We start from the raw sequence: 18,451 nt of genomic DNA, 5'->3' as shown, positions 1-18,451 counted from the left end.
TCCGCGTTTCAGTTACCCAGTGCCGCACTGATCTCGGCGGCGTTCGGCTCGGCCAGGTTGTAGCGCGCCAGCAGCTTGCCGTAGCTGCCGTCCTGCTTGATCTGGCTCAGGGCGCCGGTCAGCGCCTGGAGCAGTGCCGGGTTTTCCTTGCGCACGGCCAGGCCGACCACCACCGGGTAGATCAACTCGCTGGAGCTGATCACGGTTTTGCCTTGCAGCTTTTCCACGGTGATCTTGGCGACCGCCGCGTCTTCCATCTGCACGTCGACCGCTTGGGCGAGCAGGGCCTGGGCGGCTTCCGGCGACGTCGGGAACTCACGCGACTCGATCGCCGGCTTGCCCGCAGGGAGGCAGTAGTCCGCCGAAACCTTGTTCAGCTTTGGCACCCACGACGCGCCCTTGATCGACCCGACACGCTTGCCGCACAGGTCTTCCGGGCGCTGGGGCTTGAAGTCGCCGGCGCTGAGCACCATCAGCGAAGAACCGGTCTTCAGGTAGCTGAGGAAATCCACCTGCTTGGCGCGTTCTGGCGTGACATACAGCGCCGAGGCCACCACGTCGAAACGCCGGGCGTTGACGCCGAGGATCAGGTTGGCAAAGCGGGTGTCGAGAAAGCGCGGCTTCAGCCCCAGTTGCTTGCCCATCAACTGCATGAACTCCGGGTCGAAACCGGCCGGGGTCTTTTGCTCAAGGTAGGTGTAAGGCGGGTAGGTGAGGTCGGAGCCGATGGACAGCTCGCCCGGTTTCAGGGTGCCCTTGATCTCGGCAGCCGACAGTAGCGGCGTCACGCACGCCAGGGTGATCGCTAGCCCCAATGTGCGCAGGGTGTTCTTGCCCTTCAGACCTTTTTGCATGTTCGTCGCCTCGGTTGCTGGATGCAGGGAGATTTAGATTGTTCAACAATCCTGTAATAGTGAGTAAGCGGTTATCGTGCCAAGTGTTGGAAATTAAGGTCTTTTGATCAGTTTTTACGTGCGTGAGACGTTTTTTTGCGAGCGCGCACACCAAATCAGTGCGATTCGTTACCGAGCGCTACGTAGTGGGGCGTAGAGGATTGAAATATTGCGAGGTGAGGACGGGAGGTCTTAACGGGGGTAGGGGGTGTAGGTAAATGGCCCGAGCGCTGTCGATACAGGACTCAGGCCGCCAATGAGTAGCGCTTCAGGCTGCGCGGTGGAACACCGGCAACACATACTCGGCAAGCTCTTCAATCACCTCGGCGACGGGGCGTTCGCTGTGACGCAGATGCAGGCCGATATGTTGCACACCCGAATCGCGCAACGCCTCCAACTCATCAATCAGTGCGTTTCGCCCGCCACGCCCGCCGAAACGCAGCGGCTTCATCGGCGAATGGGGATTGGCTTCAAGGTCCAGGTGCAAAAAGCTGATGTAGGGTTTGTCTGCACCGACCTCACGCCAGAGCCCCACGCGCCGACGATGCTCCTGCGGCGTTCCCGGGTAGGCGAGCCAGCCATCCATGTGCTCGCCAATCCAGGCGGGTGACTGTTGGCCAAGCCCAGCGACCAGCAGCGGGAACGGCTCGTCACGCTGCGGTAACAACTCGGCACCCGCGGGCAGGCGTCCGGCGCCCTGGCTTTTCAGCAGTTCGACGGCACTGCGAAATTGCGCCCCGCGCTGGTCGTAGTCGACACCGAACAGCGGGTATTCCATCGGCCTGTCACCACTGGCCACGCCCAACAACAGGCGGCCGCCGCTGAGTTCGTCGATGCTATTGGCTGCCTTGAGGGTCAACCACGGCTGGCGTAGCGGCAATACCACGGCCGCCGTGCCGAGCATGATGTTGCGGGTGATACCGGCCAGGTAACCCAGGTAGGAAAACGTTTCGAACACCTGGGCCGCATCCCCGAAGTTCGGGTCATAGACCGGCACATCACGCACCCACAGCGCTCGAAAGCCACGTTCGTCCGCCAATCGAGCCAGTTCGGCATGCTGCTTCAGGTCGGGCACGCCAAAGGGGCGTTTTTGTGCGATGCGCGAGCGTTGGCCGCTGGTGGACCAATCGTTGTCCAGCGGCAATTCCAGGCCGATGGAGAAGTTGCCGGGGCCAAGCAAGCGTTGAAAATGTGAGTTCATCAGGTCTCCTGCGCCCTGCGTGATGCGGGGGCGCTTTGCGGGTGATTGATGGCAGTATCTGCGCCCTGAGCCAGGAGAAAAATGCATCGGCAAGCACAATAATCTTGCCGGGAATGCACGACTGAGGAGCGGCGTCGGCTTGCTCCAGTGTCAGTCCGTGGATTCGACAACGGCTTTCAGGCGTTCCAGCCCTTTGCGGTAGAGGGCCTCGAACTCGCGAACAACCTCTGCCTCATCCGCGCCCTGGACGGAAAAGGTGCTGGACCAGCACGCCACCGTCCCGCCATTGCCATCGTCCTCCGCCGACATCATGCCGACATAGCCGGTGACCGGTGCGGGGCCTTCGAGCAGGGCATAGGTGTACTGCTTCTGGTCGTCGTCGAAAGTGAGCAAACGCTCGACGATGGTCGCACCGTCGATAGTTTTCAGGTGACGTGTGCGCCCACCGTCAGCCAGAGTGCTGCTCTCGATAATATTGAGCCAGCGCGGCAGCCAGTCATACCCGCCGAGGAGCGCCCAGACCTGTTCGGCAGGACGTGCAATGTTGATCAAAATACGGACTTCACTCATGTATTTACCTGTAGGAAAGGAGGGGATTGATAGCGTGACTGGCGTGGTTTGAACATAGCCACGGGCACACCGGTGTGCGCCATACGCAAGCCCGGTAGTATCCCTTCAGCCTTGCGTGAGCAAAATGTCGATTCCGGAAAAGGTCTTGTGAGCAGGAATCAAAAATGCACTGAATAAACTGGCGCTCGCACAGTGAAGTCGCGCCTATAAAACCCGCTTATTGATAAAGTGCCGGTTCGAAACCATGAGTGAACAGCGATGACGTCGATCTCCCAACGCCGCTCAACCTTGATTGCCTTGTTGGTCGCCGTCACTTTCTTCATGGAAAACCTGGACGCCACGGTGATCGCCACCGCGTTGCCGGACATCGCCAAAACCTTCGGGGTGGGTGCGGTGGACGTGAATATCGGCATGAGCGCCTACATGCTTGCCGTCGCGGTGTTTATTCCCATCAGCGGCTGGCTGGCCGACCGCTTCGGTTCGCGGCGGGTATTCGGTTCGGCGATTGTGCTGTTCAGCGTGTCGTCATTGCTCTGCGGCTGGAGTGACAGCCTCGAAACCTTCGTCGCCGCGCGCGTGTTGCAGGGCATCAGTGGGGCGATGATGGTGCCGGTGGGACGCCTGGCGGTGCTGCGCTCGACCGAGAAGAAAGACCTGGTGCGGGCGATTTCATTCATCACCTGGCCCGGCCTGGTGGCGCCGATACTTGGGCCGCCGGTGGGCGGGTTTATCGTTACCCACGCGTCCTGGCCGTGGATTTTCTACCTCAACCTGCCACTCGGCCTGCTGGCGTTAATCGCCACGCTGGTATTGATCCCCAAGCACGATGAGGTCACTGCCCGCACCTTCGACTTCAGCGGTTTCCTGCTGGTAGGCGTCGCGAGCGCGGCGCTGTTGTACGGTGTCGAACTGCTCGGGCAAAGCCGTGGCAGCTTGTTGCAGGGCCTATTGCTCAGCGGTGCCGGTTTGATGCTCGGTGCCTTTGCCTGGCGCCATATGCGCCGGCATGCCCAGCCGTTAATGGCCCTGGGTGTGGTGAGCGTGCGCACCTTCAGTGTGTGCCTGTGTGGCGGGTCGATTTTTCGGGTGGCCATCAGTACCTTGCCGTTCCTGCTGCCCTTGATGTTTCAACTGGCGTTCGGCCTTTCTGCCTTCGACGCGGGGCTGCTGGTGCTCGCGGTATTTGCCGGCAACCTGGCGATGAAGCCGTTCACCACGTCGGTGATGCAGCGCTGGGGCTTTCGCCCGGTGCTGATGATCAACGGCGTCCTCGGCGTACTGGCGATTGCGGCCTGTGGATTGCTGGACGAGCGCATGAGTTGGGCGCTGATCCTGTTCATTCTGTTCGTGGGTGGCCTGTCACGCTCCATGCAGTTCACCTTGTTCAATACCCTCGGGTTTGCCGATATACCCAAGGCGCAAATGAGCGACGCTTCAACCTTGTTCAGCATGTTTTTCCAGCTGAGCATGGCCATGGGCGTGGCGATTGGTGCGTTGTTGCTGCGGTTTGCGATGAGCTTCCACGGCAATACCGGGCAGGCCGCCACCGCCGATTTCCAGCTGACGTTTCTGCTGGTGGCGGTGATTGCCGGCGTGGCGTTGCTGGATAACCTGCGGTTGCCGCCCCAGGCCGGGGAGTCAGTGCTGCAACGCAAGTGAACCCACGATACCTACGGGGTATGAAGCAACACCTATTGAATATTGGACGGTTCGAGTCCCCCGCATCACTCTGCGGTGACGTACAGACGCAGGGCCCATAACAATAAAAGGCGCAACCATGACCGTGCTATTGAGTGAGCGCAGCCAGATTTTCGATCGTGCAGATGCCTATGCCGTGTCCGACTATGTCAACCAGCACGTAGGCAGCCACTGCATCCGCCTGCCACCCAAGGGCCGCCCGCAGGCGAGCATCAGTCACCGAACCTTCTCCAGCCTCGACCTGTGCCGCATCAGCTACGGTGCGCCGGTGCAGGTGACATCGGTGGCGCTGGAAACCATCTACCACCTGCAAATCCTGCTGCACGGCCACTGCCGCTCGAATTCCCGTGGCGAAGAAGAGGTGCTGGGCCCGGGGGAAGTGCTGCTGATCAACCCGGATGACCCGGTGGACCTGACCTATTCCGCCGACTGTGAGAAGTTCATCGTCAAAGTGCCGGTGCGCCTGCTGGAAAACGCTTGCCTTGAACAGCACTGGACGTTGCCGCAGCCGGGCATCCGTTTCGCGGCGCCGCGCCATGCACTCACTGAAATGGGCGGGTTCCTGCAACTGCTGGGGCTGATCTGTCATGAGGCCGAAAACGCTGCCGAACCGGAAGTGCAGGGCCTGTACGAGCGCATCGTGGCCAATAAGTTATTGGCGCTGCTGGCCAGTAACGTCCTGCGGGTGATCCCGCGGCCTGATCAAGGCGGTGGCTTTGAAGCGGTGCGCCAGTTTATCGAAGAGCACCTGACGGACGACATCAGCGTCGAACAACTGATGGCCATCGCCAGGGTCAGCGAGCGGTCGCTGTATACCCTGTTTGAACGCCAGGTCGGCCTGTCGCCTCGGGACTACATGCGCCAGCGCAAGCTGGAGCGGGTGCATGCCATGCTGCAACTGGCCACGGCGCGCAGCGTCACCGAGGTGGCGCTGGATCACGGGTTCGTGCACCTGGGACGTTTCTCCCAGGCCTATCGCAAACGCTTTGGCGAGCTGCCTTCGCAGACATGGAAGCGTCGGCTTGCGCCAGGTGGATAGCGAATTGCAGTCAGCGGATATTGAGGGGTAGGGCAAGCACATAAGGTGGGGGCGCCTGATACAAGAACAACCGAGGGCCTACCCCATGATCAGCACATTCGACCGACTCGCCCGACAATTGCGCGACTCCGTCCAGGAAGATCCCGCCACCGGGGTGTTCCGCTGCCGCCGCGACATCTTCACCGACCCCGACCTGTTTGCCCTGGAAATGAAGCACATTTTCGAAGGCGGTTGGGTCTACCTGGCACACGAAAGCCAGGTGCCAGAGATCAACGACTACTTCACCACCTGGATCGGCCGCCAACCCGTGGTCATCACTCGCGACAAGGAAGGTACGCTGCACGGCCTGGTCAACGCCTGCGCCCACCGTGGCGCCATGCTCTGCCGCCGTAAACAAGGCAACAAAGGCTCATTTACCTGCCCGTTCCACGGCTGGACCTTCAGCAACGCCGGCAAGCTGCTCAAAGTGAAGGACGCCAAGACCGGCGCCTATCCCGACAGCTTCGACTGTGACGGCTCCCACGACCTCAAGCGCCTTGGTCGCTTCGAAAACTATCGCGGTTTCCTGTTCGGTAGCCTCAGCGAGACGGTGCCGGAACTCAGCGACTACCTGGGGGAAACCCGGGTGATCATCGACCAGATGGTGGACCAGGCACCGCTGGGCCTGGAAGTGCTGCGGGGCAGTTCGTCGTATGTGTATGACGGCAACTGGAAGCTGCAGATCGAGAACGGCGCCGACGGTTATCACGTCAGTTCCGTGCACTGGAATTACTCGGCGACCATGGGCCGCCGCAATTACGAAGCCGAAGGCACGCGCACTGTCGACGCCAATGGCTGGTCGAAAAGCCTGGGCGGCGTCTACGCCTTCGAGCACGGCCATATCCTGCTGTGGACGCGCCTGCTCAATCCCGAAGTACGCCCGGTGCACGCACACCGCGAGGCGCTGGCCGAGCGCCTGGGCCAGGAGCGTGCGGACTTTATCGTCGATCAAACCCGCAACCTGTGCCTCTATCCAAATGTATACCTGATGGACCAGTTCTCCACGCAGATCCGCGTGGTGCGGCCGATTGCCGTCGACAAGACCGAGGTCACGATCTACTGCATGGCGCCCAAGGGCGAAAGTGCCGAGGAACGCACCACGCGCATTCGCCAGTACGAAGATTTCTTCAACGTCAGCGGCATGGGTACGCCGGACGACCTCGAAGAGTTCCGCGCCTGCCAAACCGGCTACCAGGGCGCGACCACCTTGTGGAATGACCTCAGCCGCGGCGCGAAACAATGGGTGGAAGGCGCCGACGACAACGCCCGGGCCATGGGCATGAATCCGCAACTCAGTGGCGTCAAAACCGAGGACGAAGGGCTGTTCGTGCGCCAGCACGCCCATTGGGCCCAGAGCCTGCAACGTGCCATTGAACGCGAGCAGCAAGGCCTGATCGCCACGGACAAGGAGGTGCTGTCATGAGTACTTCCCGCGACCGCCTGCTGGATTTTCTATACCGCGAAGCGCGCCTGCTGGATGACCGCCAATGGGATGAGTGGCTCGAATGCTATTCACCCAAGGTCGAGTACTGGATGCCGGCCTGGGACGACCACGACACCCTGACCGAAGACCCCCAGAGCGAAATCTCGCTGATCTATTACCCCAGCCGTGACGGCCTGGAAGACCGGGTGTTCCGGATCAAGACCGAGCGCTCCAGCGCCAGCACCCCGGAGCCACGCACCGCGCACCTGATCACCAACCTCGAAGTGCTGGCCGATGACGGGCAACACGTGGAACTGCGTTTCAACTGGCAAACCCTCAGCCATCGCTACAAGACCACGGATACGTACTTCGGCACCTCGTTCTATCGCCTCGACATCCGCGCCGAACAGCCGCTGATCACGCGCAAGAAGGTGGTGCTGAAAAACGACTACATCCATCAGGTCATCGATATCTACCACATCTGAGGACATGCCCATGACGTACTCCATTGCCCTGAACTTCGAGGACGGGGTGACCCGTTTCATCGACTGCAAGGTGGGTGAAAAGGTCCTCGACGCGGCCTTTCGCCAACGTATCAACCTGCCCATGGACTGCTCGGACGGTGTGTGCGGTACCTGCAAATGCCGCTGTGAAACCGGCGCCTATGATTTGGGCGACGACTATATCGAAGACGCCCTGAGCGAGGATGAAGCCGGCGAGCGCCAGGTGTTGACCTGCCAGATGGTGCCGCAGTCTGACTGCGTGATTGCCGTGCCGGTGCCGTCCGGTGCGTGCAAGACCGGCACCGCGCAGTTTGCCGCGACGGTGGCGAGCATTACCCGGCATGCCGATGCCGCCCTGGAGGTGAGTTTCGAGCTGGACCAGGCACCGGTATTCCTTCCGGGCCAATACGTGAATATCGGCGTGCCGGACAGCGGGCAGACCCGCTCGTATTCCTTCAGCAGCAAGCCAGGCGCCAAACGCGCCAGCTTCCTGATCAAGCATGTGTGCGGCGGGCTGATGAGTGGCTGGCTGGAGCGCGCCCAGCCGGGCGACACGGTACGGATGACCGGACCACTGGGGAGTTTCTACCTGCGTGAAGTGGCGCGGCCATTGCTGTTGCTGGCGGGCGGCACCGGGTTGGCGCCGTTCCTGTCGATGCTCGAAGTGTTGGCCGAACGTGTGGAAACCCGGCCGGTACGGCTGATCTACGGCGTGACGCGGGATCAGGACCGGGTGATGGTCGAGGTGCTGGAAGCCTTCGCCAAACGTCTGCCCAATTTCAGTTTTGTCACCTGCGTGGCCGACCCACAGACGGCGCACCCACACCAGGGCTATGTCACCCAACACATGGCCGCAGACATGCTGAACGACGGCGACGTGGATGTGTACCTGTGCGGGCCGCCTCCGATGGTCGACGCGGTACGCCAACACTTCAAGAACCAGGGCGTAACCCCCGCCAGCTTCCATTACGAGAAGTTCACGCCCAACGCCATCGCCACCGGCGACGCCGCCTGAGGAAAGCACCATGAACCCACGTTTCAACAACAAGGTCGCGCTGGTCACCGGCGCCGCCCAAGGCATTGGCCGACGTGTTGCCGAGCGTTTGCTGGAAGAGGGCGCCTGGCTGGTGGTGGTCGACCGCTCGGAACTCGTGCATGAGTTGCAGCATGAGCGGGCGCTGGTCCTCACTGCCGACCTGGAGCAGCACGCCGAATGCGCGCGCGTGATGGCCGCTGCCAAGGCGCGTTTCGGGCGTATCGACATTCTGGTCAACAACGTCGGCGGGACCATCTGGGCCAAGCCCTTCGAACATTACGCCGAGAACGAAATCGAGGCTGAAGTGCGTCGTTCGCTGTTCCCCACGTTGTGGTGCTGCCATTGCGTGTTGCCCTACATGCTGGAGCAGGGCAGTGGTGCCATCGTCAATGTTTCGTCCGTCGCCACCCGTGGGGTGAACCGCGTGCCCTATGGCGCCGCCAAGGGCGGCGTCAACGCCCTGACCGCATGCCTGGCCCTGGAGACTGCCGGCAGCGGGATCCGGGTCAACGCCACCGCACCCGGCGGCACCGAGGCGCCGCCACGTCGGATCCCGCGCAACAGCCAGCCCCAGAGCGACCAGGAGCGGGTCTGGTACCAACAGATCGTCGACCAGACCCTCGACAGCAGCCCGATGAAGCGCTATGGCAGCATCGACGAACAGGCCGGCGCGATCCTGTTTCTTGCCTCCGATGAGGCCTCTTACATCACGGGCGTGACCTTGCCGGTAGGTGGCGGCGACCTCGGCTGATAGGAATAGGCAAACCTCATAGATTTACCGGCATAGGTCGACAGTGATTACCATGACTACCATGGGAGTACATCCACCAAGAGCCATTTTTCATGACTACTCAAAAAACACTGTTCATCACCGGCATCAGCAGCGGCTTTGGAAAAGCGCTGGCAGCAGAGGCATTGGCTGCCGGCCACCGAGTCATCGGGACCGTACGCAATGAGACGGCCCTGCAAGCGTTCGAAGCGTTGTCGGCGGAACGCGCCCACGGGGTAATTCTGGACGTCACGGATTTTGAGCGGATCGACAGCGTCGTTGCCGAGGTGGAAACCCGTTTCGGCCCGGTGGACGTCCTGGTGAACAATGCGGGTTACGGCCATGAGGGGATTTTCGAAGAGTCGCCCCTGGAGGACATGCGTCGTCAGTTCGACGTCAATGTGTTCGGCGCCGTTGCCGTAACCAAGGCCTTCGTGCCGTACTTCCGCCAGCGCCGCCGTGGGCACATCATCAACATCACCTCCATGGGCGGCACGATCACCATGCCGGGCATCGCCTATTACTGCGGGAGCAAATTCGCGCTGGAAGGCATCTCCGACACCCTGAGCAAAGAACTCAAGCCGTTCAACATCTTTGTCACTGCCGTGGCGCCGGGTTCGTTTCGCACCGATTGGGCCGGGCGGTCCATGCAGCGTACGCCGCGCAGTATCGCCGACTACGATGCGAGCTTTGATCCGGTGCGCCAGGCGCGGGAAGAGAAAAGCGGCCACCAATTGGGTGACCCACAAAAAGCCGCGCAGGCGATGTTGACGCTGATTGCCAGCGACCACCCACCGGCGCATTTGCTGCTGGGCAGTGATGCGCTGGGTTATGTGCGGGAAAAACTGATGCAATCCCTGAGGGATATTGATCAGTGGGAGGCACTGACGCGTTCTACGGATGGTTAAACAGTGAATCAGAGACTGTCCGGATCCCCAAAAAACATCTGAATCCTCGACCGCAACCACCGTTCCCCCGGGTCATTGTCCTGTGACCCACGCCACGCCATGTGCAATTCAAACGTACGCACCGGCAACGGCGGCTCTTCAGCCCGCAACCCACCCGCTGAAGTCAGCGCTTCAGCGGCATAGTCCGGCACGGTCGCGACAATATCGGTCCCCGCCAGCAACGTCCCCAACCCATTGAACTGCGGCACCGCCAGCACCACATGGCGCTTGCGGCCCAGTTTCTCCAGTTCTTCATCGAGAAACCCGCTCAAATCCCCGGCAAACGACACCAGGGCATGGGGCCGCGCACAGAAGTCATCCAGGCTCATGGAGCCCGGCATGCTGTCGGCCCGCAGCAGCATCGGCTTGCTGCGGCGCAGGACCTTACGCTTGGCGTTGGCCGGCAAATCGGTGGTGTAGCTCACGCCAATCGAGATTTCCCCGGAGGCCAGCAGGCCGGGCATCAGGATGTAGTTGACGCGGCGCACCACCAGCACTATGCCGGGGGCTTCGGCCCGCAGGCGCTTGAGCAGCAGTGGCAGCAGGGCGAATTCGACGTCGTCCGACAGGCCGATGCGGAATACGGCGGTGCTGGTGGCCGGGTCGAATTCGGAGGCGCGGCTGACGGCGGTGGAAATCGAATCCAGCGCCGGGGAGAGCAGGGCGAAGATTTCTACTGCACGGGCCGATGGTTCCATGCTGCGCCCGGTACGCACAAACAACGGGTCGTCGAACAGGCCGCGCAGGCGTGACAACGCCGCGCTGATGGCCGGCTGGCCAAGGAACAATTTCTCGGCAGCGCGGGTCACACTGCGCTCATGCATCAAGGTTTCGAATACGATCAACAGGTTGAGGTCGACACGACGGAGGTCGTTACGGTTCATCTTGTGTCCCAGGCGGCGTCAGTAAACTTGACGGGAGCGGTCATATAAGAACAATGACCGGCATGAATCTTACGGGGAAAGGCTGGTACTCTGCACCGGCTAATTCAGTTTTCCTACATGGCCTGGTGCGATTTCCGTATGTGCGGAATCAATGACAGGCATGTCGACTATTAACGGCGACCGGTGGTCTTGCTCCGAAAGCCCAGATAGAGTTCATGGCAATAGAGGTTACTTTGACGAGGTTTGCGATGTCCCGCACGATCCGTTTTCACAAGTTTGGTCCGGCCGAGGTGCTCAAATGCGAAGAGCATGCAGCCGCTAAGCCCGCACCGGGCGAAGTGCAGGTGCGCGTCGAGGCGATTGGCATCAGCTGGTACGATATTCTCTGGCGCCAGAACCTGGCGTCGTCCCATGCCCGCCTGCCATCCGGCCTGGGCCATGAAATGGCCGGTGTGGTGGTGGCCGTTGGCGAGGGTGTTGACGACCTGGCGGTGGGTGACAAAGTTGCCAGCTTCCCGGCCGAGAGCCCGAACGATTACCCGGTATACGGCGAACAGATCGTCCTGCCGCGTTCGGCCCTGACCCGTTACCCGGACGTCTTGAGCCCGATTGAAGCCAGTGTGCACTACACGCCGCTGCTGATTGCTTACTTTGCCTACATGGACCTGGCGCGGGTCAAACCCGGGCAATTCGCCCTGGTGACGGACGCCAGTCACTGTGCCGGCCCATCGTTTGTGCAGCTGGGCAAAGCCTTGGGTGTGCGGGTGATTGCCGCCACCAAGACCAGTGATGAGCGCGAATACCTGCTGTCCCTCGGGGCGGAAAAGGTCATCGTTACCGAAGAACAGGACCTGCTGATGCAAGTCAACAAGTTCACCGACAACCGCGGCGTAGATGTGGTGTTCGATGGCTTGGGTGGCCCGCAGATGTCGTTGCTGGGTGATGTGCTGGCACCTCGTGGCAGCCTGGTGCTGTACGGTCTGCAAGGCGGCAACCAGACCCCATTCCCGGCCTGCGCGGCGTTCCAGAAGAATATTCAGTTCTTTGTGCATTGCATCGGCAACTTCACCGGCAAACCGGAACTGGGCATCATCCAGGACCAGGTGGCCTTGCAGCGAGCCCTGCGTGACATCAATCAACTGACCGCTGACAAGGTGCTGATACCGCTGAAGACCACGGTATTTCCCTTCAGTCAGTTCGTTGAAGCACACCGTTATATGGACGAATGCCCGTGCCGCGAACGCGTGGCCTTGCAGGTAGAAGCTGTTTGATCTGTGGGAATATTCTCAAGAGAGTATTTCTGCCCCCGGGCGCATGGGGCAAATGCGCCATTTGACAGGGCTTAACCTGCTCACCGCTTGAATCGGGACTTCAACGTTTCAACCCGATAAATCACTTGCCCAACCCCTGACGCCGCCCTGAATCCCAGTGCGGCGTTGTCGTGTCTGGACATTCGACACCCCACGGGTGCTCCCATCTGAACTGGTTTTAGCGGCGGTTCTGTATCTGTTAATCACGTCGCAAGTGCTGATAATTGCGCGGTCACTTTCATCTCAAGGATTGAGCAATGATTGAATATCTGAAATTACTCCGTGCGTCCGTTAAATCCAATAATGCTCTATATGCCCGGCCAGGCGAAAAACTTATATTAAAGTTGGTTATGTCGGATGGTTCTTTAATTTGTAAGTTAGGACAGAGTAGGAAGTTGTCAGAATATTCCTAAGATTGCCCGTTTTAGCATTGAGCCCCGAAGCGCGGCGCTTTTCCTGGGCTGGGAGCCCTGAGGCGCGCGTTTTCGGGTATGGCGCGGTGCTAATCTTTCATTGAAGTCACATGTTGCAACGCCCCTACAGAAACAACAGGTCGGGCAAACACCGTTAACGGTTGCCCGAAACTGATATTTCAACTCAGGTAGTAGAACTATGAGCGCTATTCACGAGCAAGCCATGAACTATGTCTATCAACAAGTATTGCAACGCTTGGTAGGGCATTTCTCACGAACAGAACGCACCTCGCTTCAATTATTGATTCAACGCATCGTGGTGGCGGCAGGTGGCATGGAGCGGATCGGTGAATACAAGGTGCTGCTGGCTCACGGTACGGGGGCTGGCACCAGTTACGCCTTGACCTTGCTGCGGGCGGCACAACTGACACTCGCGGGCCGGGCGCCGCGGACCTTTCAATTGCGCGTCGCCACCTTGCGCCATGCCGGCATGACGCAATCGGCGCTGGACACGTTGCATCGCGGCTACAGCGCGCTGTTTATGCATGACGATCCGCGTGTCGAACTGTTGATGGTGGAAAACCAGGAAGTGTTGCCGTTCAATCACCTGCGGCCGGCCTCCGGCACTGCGCGCGACACCAGCCGGCGCAACATGCTGATGGTGGGGCACCTGACCTCGGGCGATCTTCGCCAGACCTTGTGCAACGACGCCTATCTGGCCCTTGGCGACTTTTACCAGCGTGTGACCACGTGGAATGGCGGCGTGCATGCATTGGTCAGCGGTGATTCCGCGCGCAAGCAACGCGAGTACCTTGCGTGGCTGAAAAAAGCCGCGCTGGCGGCCGGGGTAGAGGTCCCGGCCCGCCAGCCCCTGATGCTCAGCGGGCTGTTTGCGCGCATGGATGAGTGGAGTCACGCTTATTACTGCGACGTCTACGGTGAGCACTACGATGTCGTCGATATGTCTGAAAAGGACAATCACCGCCACATGGCCTACATCTGCATGGCAGACCTGATGGCGGCGGCCGAGTACCCGTCCGGCCCGCTATTGCGGCAGTTTCTGGACTATAAACCCGACGAGTTTGGCTTCCATTTCAGCCACACGACCTACGCGAACCCTATGTTGATGGCCCATCTGCGAGGCTTGCAGGCCGAGTGCCTGCGGGAACTGGACTACGAGGAGGGCGCCTTGGGCTTTGTGCAGCAGGCCTTGCTGTTCATGCGCCGCAAGCAGATTCCCGAACCTATGATTGCCCAGGCTGCCACCCCGGAAGGCCGCGCCTTGTCCGCGGGCTACGCCCAGGCGCTGTTCGGGCTGGATGAAAGCCAACTGAGCTGCCTGATGTTTTCGCCGTTTATCCGTCACGGGGAGCGCCTCGAGAGCTTTTTGCGCCACTGCCACCCCGGCATGCTGGTGGCACTTCCCGAGCTGCACAAGGCGCTGCAAGGCAAACCGGTGGCCGAGATGCTGGTGCAATGGGCTGTCGACATCAGCGGGCTGCCGATCCACCTGTTGCAGCACCTCTATCGCAAACGGCCGGCCACCGCGGTTCCGTGTGCGGCCGCAGCCCCGCAGCAAGGCGCGCCTGCCATGGCAACCGGGCGTTAACGGGGTGACGGCGGGTGAGCAGCGATGAACCTCAAGGACGACAGGCAAACCGACTTCGCCTACCAGGCGGTGTATCGCTACATGATCAACCTCATCAACGAGGTTGGTACCGATGCCCGGGTAAAGTTGCCATCATTGCGGCAATTATCGGAGCGCCTGAACGTGTCGATCTCGACCATTCAATACGCGTACTCGTTGCTGGAAAAGGAGGGCCGGGTCTATTCGGTGGCCAAGTCGGGCTACTACGCCTGGCCGGTATTGAATAAACCGCCAGGCAGTAGCGGTGGTGATCTGCTGGAGCGCCTCTACGCCGGTGCGCGGCGCCCGGGAATGCGGGTGCTCAGCGCCGATGAACCGGCACTTGGGGCGTCTTTGGACGGTGCACTGTTGCTGCTGGAGCGCGAACTGTTACGTCACTACCCGCGTCATCTGCAGCCATGGTCGCAGCCGTGCGGCGTCTGGGAGCTGCGCGCGGCGCTGGCAGCGCGTTATACCTCGTCGCCCACCCGCTGCTGGCAGGCTGATGAGGTGTACATCGGTGCCGATCTGCGCGGGGTGCTGGAAATACTGATTGAGGTGCTGGGGCTCAAGGGCGCGGCGGTCATCGTGGAATCGCCCTGTGACTGGTTGATCCTGCGCTTGTTGCAGGGCGCGGGCGTTAAGGTCCTGGAACTGCCGTTCACGGCCGACGGCGGGCTGAACCTGGAGCTGCTCGAGCAAATGCTCGGCAATGAGCCGGTTCAACTGGCGCTGCTCTCCTCGGGCGTCAGCCTGCCGTCCGGCATCGTCCTGTCCACCCATGACCGCCTGCAGTTGGTACGGTTGCTGAACCGGCATGACTGCTGGTTGTTAGAAAATGACAGCCATGGCGAGTTGGGCTTTGAGCAGCCGACCACCGCCTTGCGTGACCTGGCCAACCCCGAGCGCCTGATGGTGTTTTCCACCTTCGAAAAAATGCTCGGGCCCGAAGCGCCGTTTGGCTATTTGTTGTCCCGCCACTTGGGCAGCGAGCTGCAACGCCAGTTCCTGCTGCGCGAATTCCGGCTGTCCTCCATCCGCCAGCGGGCGATTGCGCGGCTCTATCTCAGCGGGCGGATCGACCAGCATCTGCGGGAGTTGCGACCGAAACTCAACGAGCAGTCCCGACTGATGAACCAGCATCTGGAGGAGCATCTGGGGGAGCAGGTGAGCTACCGAATGCCTGCCGCTGGCGCCACCTTCTGGTTGCGCTCAACGGCGGTGGTGGACATGCGCCAGGTGTTCCAGCGCCTGCTCACCCGGCAGGTGGTGATTGCGCCGGGAGAGCTGTTCAGCATCAGCGGCCTGCACCGCCAGCACCTGCGGCTGAGCCCTACCTTTGACGGGGCGCATCACCTGGAAAACGCCCTGGATGAGCTGGCCCAGGCGTTGAGGCAGGCACAGACCGGCGCCGAATGAAATTTCACTGATTGTTGTAGGATTTATAACGTCGCGGAGCAGTCCAACTCTCAGTAAACTGCACTTTTTTCCGAATCCTTCTCTTTCAGAGGTTTATGCATGACTCTCAGTCCTTTTGCGGGCAAGCCGGCACCAGCTCAACTGCTGGTAGACATCCCGCGACTGGTAACGGCCTATTACACCGGCCAGCCTGATGCAGCGATCTCCACCCAGCGTGTCGCCTTTGGTACCTCCGGGCACCGCGGCAGCTCGTTCGACCTGAGCTTCAATGAATGGCACGTGCTTGCCATCAGCCAGGCCATTTGCCTTTACCGTGAAGCCCAAGGCATCAACGGCCCGCTGTTTGTCGGCCTGGACACTCACGCGCTGTCGACGCCTGCCGGCGCCAGCGCCCTGGAAGTGCTGGCGGCCAATGGCGTGCACGTGATGCTGGCCGAGGGCGACGAGTACACCCCGACACCGGCGATTTCCCACGCCATTATTTGCTACAACCGTGGCCGCACCAGCGGCCTGGCCGACGGCATCGTGATCACGCCGTCCCATAACCCACCGCAAAGCGGCGGCTACAAGTACAACCCGCCGAATGGCGGCCCGGCCGACACCCACATCACCAAGTGGATCGAAGCCAAGGCCAACGAGCTGCTGGCCAATAAACTGGCCGGGGTGAAGCGCATCACCCATGCCCAGGCCCTGAAGGCCGATACGACCCATCGTCACGACTACCTAAACACCTACGTGGCCGACCTGGTCAACGTCATCGACTTCGATGCGATCCGCGGTTCAGGCCTGCGCCTGGGCGTTGATCCGCTGGGCGGAGCAGGGGTTCGCTACTGGTCGGCCATTGCCGAGCACCACCGCCTGAACCTGGACGTGGTGAACACCGAAGTCGATTCCACCTTCCGCTTCATGAGCGTCGACTGGGACGGCCAGATCCGCATGGACCCGTCCTCCAGCTACGCCATGCAAGGCTTGATCGGCCTGAAGGACCGCTTCGACGTGGCCTTCGCCTGCGACCCGGACCACGACCGCCATGGCATCGTGACGCCATCCGGTGGCTTGCTGGCCCCGAACAACTACCTCGCCGTGTCCATCGATTACCTGTTCCAGAACCGCCCTGAGTGGCGTGCTGATGCTGCCGTGGGCAAGACCGTGGTCAGCAGCGGCCTGATCGACCGGGTTGCCAAGCGCATCGGCCGTCGCCTGTATGAAGTGCCGGTAGGCTTCAAGTGGTTTGCGGATGGGCTGTTCGAGGGTTCCCTGGGTTTCGGTGGCGAAGAAAGCGCCGGTGCGTCGTTCCTACGCAAGGACGGCAGCGTCTGGAGCACCGACAAGGATGGTTTGATCCCGGCGCTGCTGGCTGCCGAAATGACGGCGCGCAAAGGCCAGGACCCAAGCCAGATCTATCGTGGGCTGACTGACGCGTTGGGCGAACCGTTCGCCATTCGTGTGGATGCCAAGGCCACCCCGGCGCAGAAGGCCCTGCTGGGCAAGCTGTCGCCGGACCAGGTGACGTCCACGCAGTTGGCGGGGGAAAGCATCCAGCAGATCCTCAGCCATGCACCGGGTAACGACCAAGCGATTGGCGGGCTGAAGGTCATGACTGAAAACGGCTGGTTTGCCGCACGGCCATCGGGTACTGAGGACATCTACAAGATCTACGCCGAGAGCTTTATCGGTGAGGATCACCTCAAGCAGCTGGTGGAAGAGGCGCAGGTGTTGGTGGACGGGGCGATCTCCCAGTAACACCACGGCCAAAATGTGGTAGCCAGGCTTTTGTGGGAGCTGGCTTGCCTGCGATGCAGTCAACTCGGTCTTTCAGCCATACCGAGTTGATGCTATCGCAGGCAAGCCAGCTCCCACATAAAGCTCATTACCCATTGGATGTGCGAGCTTGCGAATTCAGGCCAGGTCGACCAACACGATCTCACTGTCCTCAACCGCCGTCACCCGCAACACCTGCTCATCCTCAACTGCCACACCGTCTCGAGCGTGTGCACGCAAGCCATTGACTTCAATCACGCCGGTGGCTGGTACCAGATACGCCCGACGCCCGCTGTCCAGCCGATACTCGGCACTTTCACCAGCTTTCAAATTGGCCGCTACCAGCCGTGCATCCGCACGAATGCGCAGGCTTTCGCTGTCTCCTGCCTTGCCACTGGCCAGGGTCACAAAACCTTCGCGGTCACCCTTAGGAAACGGCTTGGCGCCCCACGACGGCGGCAAACCGGCCTCGTTTGGAATAATCCAGATCTGGAAAATCTTGGTCGGCGTGGCTTCCAGGTTGTATTCGCTGTGGGCGATCCCGGTGCCAGCGCTCATCACCTGGACATCGCCAGCCTCGGTGCGGCCCTTGTTGCCCAGGTTGTCGGCATGGCTGATGGCGCCTTCACGCACATAGGTGATGATTTCCATGTCCCGGTGCGCGTGCTGAGGGAACCCGGTGCCCGGTGCGATGAGGTCATCGTTCCATACCCGCAGGTTGCCCCAGTGCATGCGCTTGGGGTCGTGGTATTCGGCGAAGGAAAAGTGGTGGTGAGCGTCCAGCCAACCGTGATTGGCGCCGCCCAGGGTGTTGAAAGGTCGAAGTTCAAGCATGATCGTCTCCTGTGGATGGGAGCCATGATCCAGCAGCGCCAGATCGATAAAAAGCGTAAAAAATGCTGGATTCCTATCGAATGCT

16 protein-coding genes are annotated in these 18,451 nt (G+C 60.8%); 11 read left to right on the top strand and 5 right to left on the bottom strand.

The window, feature by feature from the left end:
- Positions 1-8 precede the first annotated feature (8 nt).
- The 3 genes from K0H47_RS11120 to K0H47_RS11110 form a co-directional block, all read right to left on the bottom strand.
- A complete protein-coding gene (locus K0H47_RS11120; RefSeq protein ID WP_093209728.1) occupies positions 9-854 on the bottom strand; it encodes an ABC transporter substrate-binding protein in 846 nt (281 codons plus the stop codon).
- Between the two features lie 307 nt (positions 855-1,161).
- Positions 1,162-2,094, bottom strand: a complete 933-nt coding sequence (locus K0H47_RS11115; protein WP_177025316.1) for an LLM class oxidoreductase — start codon at positions 2,092-2,094, stop codon at positions 1,162-1,164.
- A 150-nt stretch (positions 2,095-2,244) separates the two neighbouring features.
- Positions 2,245-2,664 carry an SRPBCC family protein gene (locus tag K0H47_RS11110; RefSeq protein ID WP_219272629.1) on the bottom strand — a complete coding sequence of 140 codons (420 nt, stop codon included), beginning with the start codon at positions 2,662-2,664 and terminating at the stop codon, positions 2,245-2,247.
- 258 nt (positions 2,665-2,922) lie between these two features.
- Here K0H47_RS11110 and K0H47_RS11105 point away from each other — a divergent pair, with 258 nt between their 5' ends.
- The 7 genes from K0H47_RS11105 (at position 2,923) to K0H47_RS11075 (ending at position 10,079) form a co-directional block, all read left to right on the top strand.
- Positions 2,923-4,323, top strand: a complete 1,401-nt coding sequence (locus K0H47_RS11105) for an MFS transporter (protein ID WP_219272626.1) — start codon at positions 2,923-2,925, stop codon at positions 4,321-4,323.
- Between the two features lie 118 nt (positions 4,324-4,441).
- Positions 4,442-5,401: an AraC family transcriptional regulator gene (locus K0H47_RS11100; protein WP_219272625.1), complete on the top strand. Its 960-nt coding sequence runs from the start codon at positions 4,442-4,444 to the stop codon at positions 5,399-5,401.
- A gap of 85 nt (positions 5,402-5,486) precedes the next feature.
- Positions 5,487-6,863, top strand: coding sequence for a Rieske 2Fe-2S domain-containing protein (locus K0H47_RS11095; RefSeq protein ID WP_219272623.1), 1,377 nt, complete (start codon positions 5,487-5,489; stop codon positions 6,861-6,863).
- Positions 6,860-7,348, top strand: coding sequence for a benzoate 1,2-dioxygenase small subunit (benB, locus tag K0H47_RS11090; RefSeq protein ID WP_063030372.1), 489 nt, complete (start codon positions 6,860-6,862; stop codon positions 7,346-7,348). Before K0H47_RS11095 ends, benB begins: the two co-directional genes overlap by 4 nt.
- A gap of 10 nt (positions 7,349-7,358) precedes the next feature.
- On the top strand, positions 7,359-8,381 hold the full coding sequence (gene benC, locus K0H47_RS11085) for a benzoate 1,2-dioxygenase electron transfer component BenC (protein WP_219272622.1): 1,023 nt from the start codon (positions 7,359-7,361) through the stop codon (positions 8,379-8,381).
- A 10-nt stretch (positions 8,382-8,391) separates the two neighbouring features.
- The gene (locus K0H47_RS11080) at positions 8,392-9,153 is read left to right on the top strand and encodes a 1,6-dihydroxycyclohexa-2,4-diene-1-carboxylate dehydrogenase (RefSeq protein ID WP_177025320.1); all 762 of its coding nucleotides are present in this window, start codon (positions 8,392-8,394) and stop codon (positions 9,151-9,153) included.
- A 92-nt stretch (positions 9,154-9,245) separates the two neighbouring features.
- On the top strand, positions 9,246-10,079 hold the full coding sequence (locus tag K0H47_RS11075; protein WP_219272620.1) for an oxidoreductase: 834 nt from the start codon (positions 9,246-9,248) through the stop codon (positions 10,077-10,079).
- A gap of 8 nt (positions 10,080-10,087) precedes the next feature.
- Here the strand turns inward: K0H47_RS11075 and K0H47_RS11070 are convergent, their stop codons facing one another.
- Positions 10,088-11,002 carry a LysR family transcriptional regulator gene (locus tag K0H47_RS11070; protein WP_003217142.1) on the bottom strand — a complete coding sequence of 305 codons (915 nt, stop codon included), beginning with the start codon at positions 11,000-11,002 and terminating at the stop codon, positions 10,088-10,090.
- A 248-nt stretch (positions 11,003-11,250) separates the two neighbouring features.
- On the opposite strand from K0H47_RS11070, the gene K0H47_RS11065 reads away from it, so the two are divergent.
- From K0H47_RS11065 to pgm, 4 genes are all read left to right on the top strand, one after another.
- A complete protein-coding gene (locus K0H47_RS11065; RefSeq protein ID WP_017479702.1) occupies positions 11,251-12,273 on the top strand; it encodes a zinc-dependent alcohol dehydrogenase family protein in 1,023 nt (340 codons plus the stop codon).
- A gap of 651 nt (positions 12,274-12,924) precedes the next feature.
- Entirely contained in the window at positions 12,925-14,334 is a 1,410-nt protein-coding gene (locus tag K0H47_RS11060) for a hypothetical protein (RefSeq protein ID WP_235616462.1), read from the top strand.
- Positions 14,335-14,358: 24 nt separating this feature from the next.
- Positions 14,359-15,771 carry a PLP-dependent aminotransferase family protein gene (locus K0H47_RS11055; RefSeq protein WP_218262812.1) on the top strand — a complete coding sequence of 471 codons (1,413 nt, stop codon included), beginning with the start codon at positions 14,359-14,361 and terminating at the stop codon, positions 15,769-15,771.
- A gap of 99 nt (positions 15,772-15,870) precedes the next feature.
- Positions 15,871-17,514, top strand: a complete 1,644-nt coding sequence (gene pgm / locus K0H47_RS11050) for a phosphoglucomutase (alpha-D-glucose-1,6-bisphosphate-dependent) (RefSeq protein WP_219272618.1) — start codon at positions 15,871-15,873, stop codon at positions 17,512-17,514.
- Between the two features lie 156 nt (positions 17,515-17,670).
- On the opposite strand, the gene K0H47_RS11045 is transcribed toward pgm, so the two are convergent.
- The gene (locus K0H47_RS11045) at positions 17,671-18,366 is read right to left on the bottom strand and encodes a pirin family protein (protein ID WP_177025334.1); all 696 of its coding nucleotides are present in this window, start codon (positions 18,364-18,366) and stop codon (positions 17,671-17,673) included.
- Positions 18,367-18,451: the final 85 nt, after the last annotated feature.

It is taken from the genome of Pseudomonas sp. Xaverov 83 (genome assembly GCF_019352905.1).
In the GTDB taxonomy this organism is placed as follows: domain Bacteria; phylum Pseudomonadota; class Gammaproteobacteria; order Pseudomonadales; family Pseudomonadaceae; genus Aquipseudomonas; species Aquipseudomonas yamanorum.
The sequence above is the reverse complement of the archived record's forward strand: the minus strand, read 5'-3'. Positions and strand labels throughout refer to the sequence as shown.

Excerpts from the sequence above, each read along its gene's own strand:
- K0H47_RS11075 (WP_219272620.1), top strand. The coding sequence starts at position 9,246 with ATGACTACTCAAAAAACACTGTTCATCACCGGCATCAGCAGCGGCTTT.
- K0H47_RS11080 (WP_177025320.1), top strand. The coding sequence starts at position 8,392 with ATGAACCCACGTTTCAACAACAAGGTCGCGCTGGTCACCGGCGCCGCC.
- pgm (WP_219272618.1), top strand. The coding sequence starts at position 15,871 with ATGACTCTCAGTCCTTTTGCGGGCAAGCCGGCACCAGCTCAACTGCTG.
- K0H47_RS11115 (WP_177025316.1), bottom strand. The coding sequence starts at position 2,094 with ATGAACTCACATTTTCAACGCTTGCTTGGCCCCGGCAACTTCTCCATC.
- K0H47_RS11060 (WP_235616462.1), top strand. The coding sequence starts at position 12,925 with ATGAGCGCTATTCACGAGCAAGCCATGAACTATGTCTATCAACAAGTA.
- K0H47_RS11055 (WP_218262812.1), top strand. The coding sequence starts at position 14,359 with ATGAACCTCAAGGACGACAGGCAAACCGACTTCGCCTACCAGGCGGTG.
- K0H47_RS11045 (WP_177025334.1), bottom strand. The coding sequence starts at position 18,366 with ATGCTTGAACTTCGACCTTTCAACACCCTGGGCGGCGCCAATCACGGT.
- K0H47_RS11105 (WP_219272626.1), top strand. The coding sequence starts at position 2,923 with ATGACGTCGATCTCCCAACGCCGCTCAACCTTGATTGCCTTGTTGGTC.
- K0H47_RS11120 (WP_093209728.1), bottom strand. The coding sequence starts at position 854 with ATGCAAAAAGGTCTGAAGGGCAAGAACACCCTGCGCACATTGGGGCTA.
- K0H47_RS11065 (WP_017479702.1), top strand. The coding sequence starts at position 11,251 with ATGTCCCGCACGATCCGTTTTCACAAGTTTGGTCCGGCCGAGGTGCTC.
- K0H47_RS11100 (WP_219272625.1), top strand. The coding sequence starts at position 4,442 with ATGACCGTGCTATTGAGTGAGCGCAGCCAGATTTTCGATCGTGCAGAT.
- K0H47_RS11110 (WP_219272629.1), bottom strand. The coding sequence starts at position 2,664 with ATGAGTGAAGTCCGTATTTTGATCAACATTGCACGTCCTGCCGAACAG.
- benC (WP_219272622.1), top strand. The coding sequence starts at position 7,359 with ATGACGTACTCCATTGCCCTGAACTTCGAGGACGGGGTGACCCGTTTC.
- K0H47_RS11070 (WP_003217142.1), bottom strand. The coding sequence starts at position 11,002 with ATGAACCGTAACGACCTCCGTCGTGTCGACCTCAACCTGTTGATCGTA.
- benB (WP_063030372.1), top strand. The coding sequence starts at position 6,860 with ATGAGTACTTCCCGCGACCGCCTGCTGGATTTTCTATACCGCGAAGCG.
- K0H47_RS11095 (WP_219272623.1), top strand. The coding sequence starts at position 5,487 with ATGATCAGCACATTCGACCGACTCGCCCGACAATTGCGCGACTCCGTC.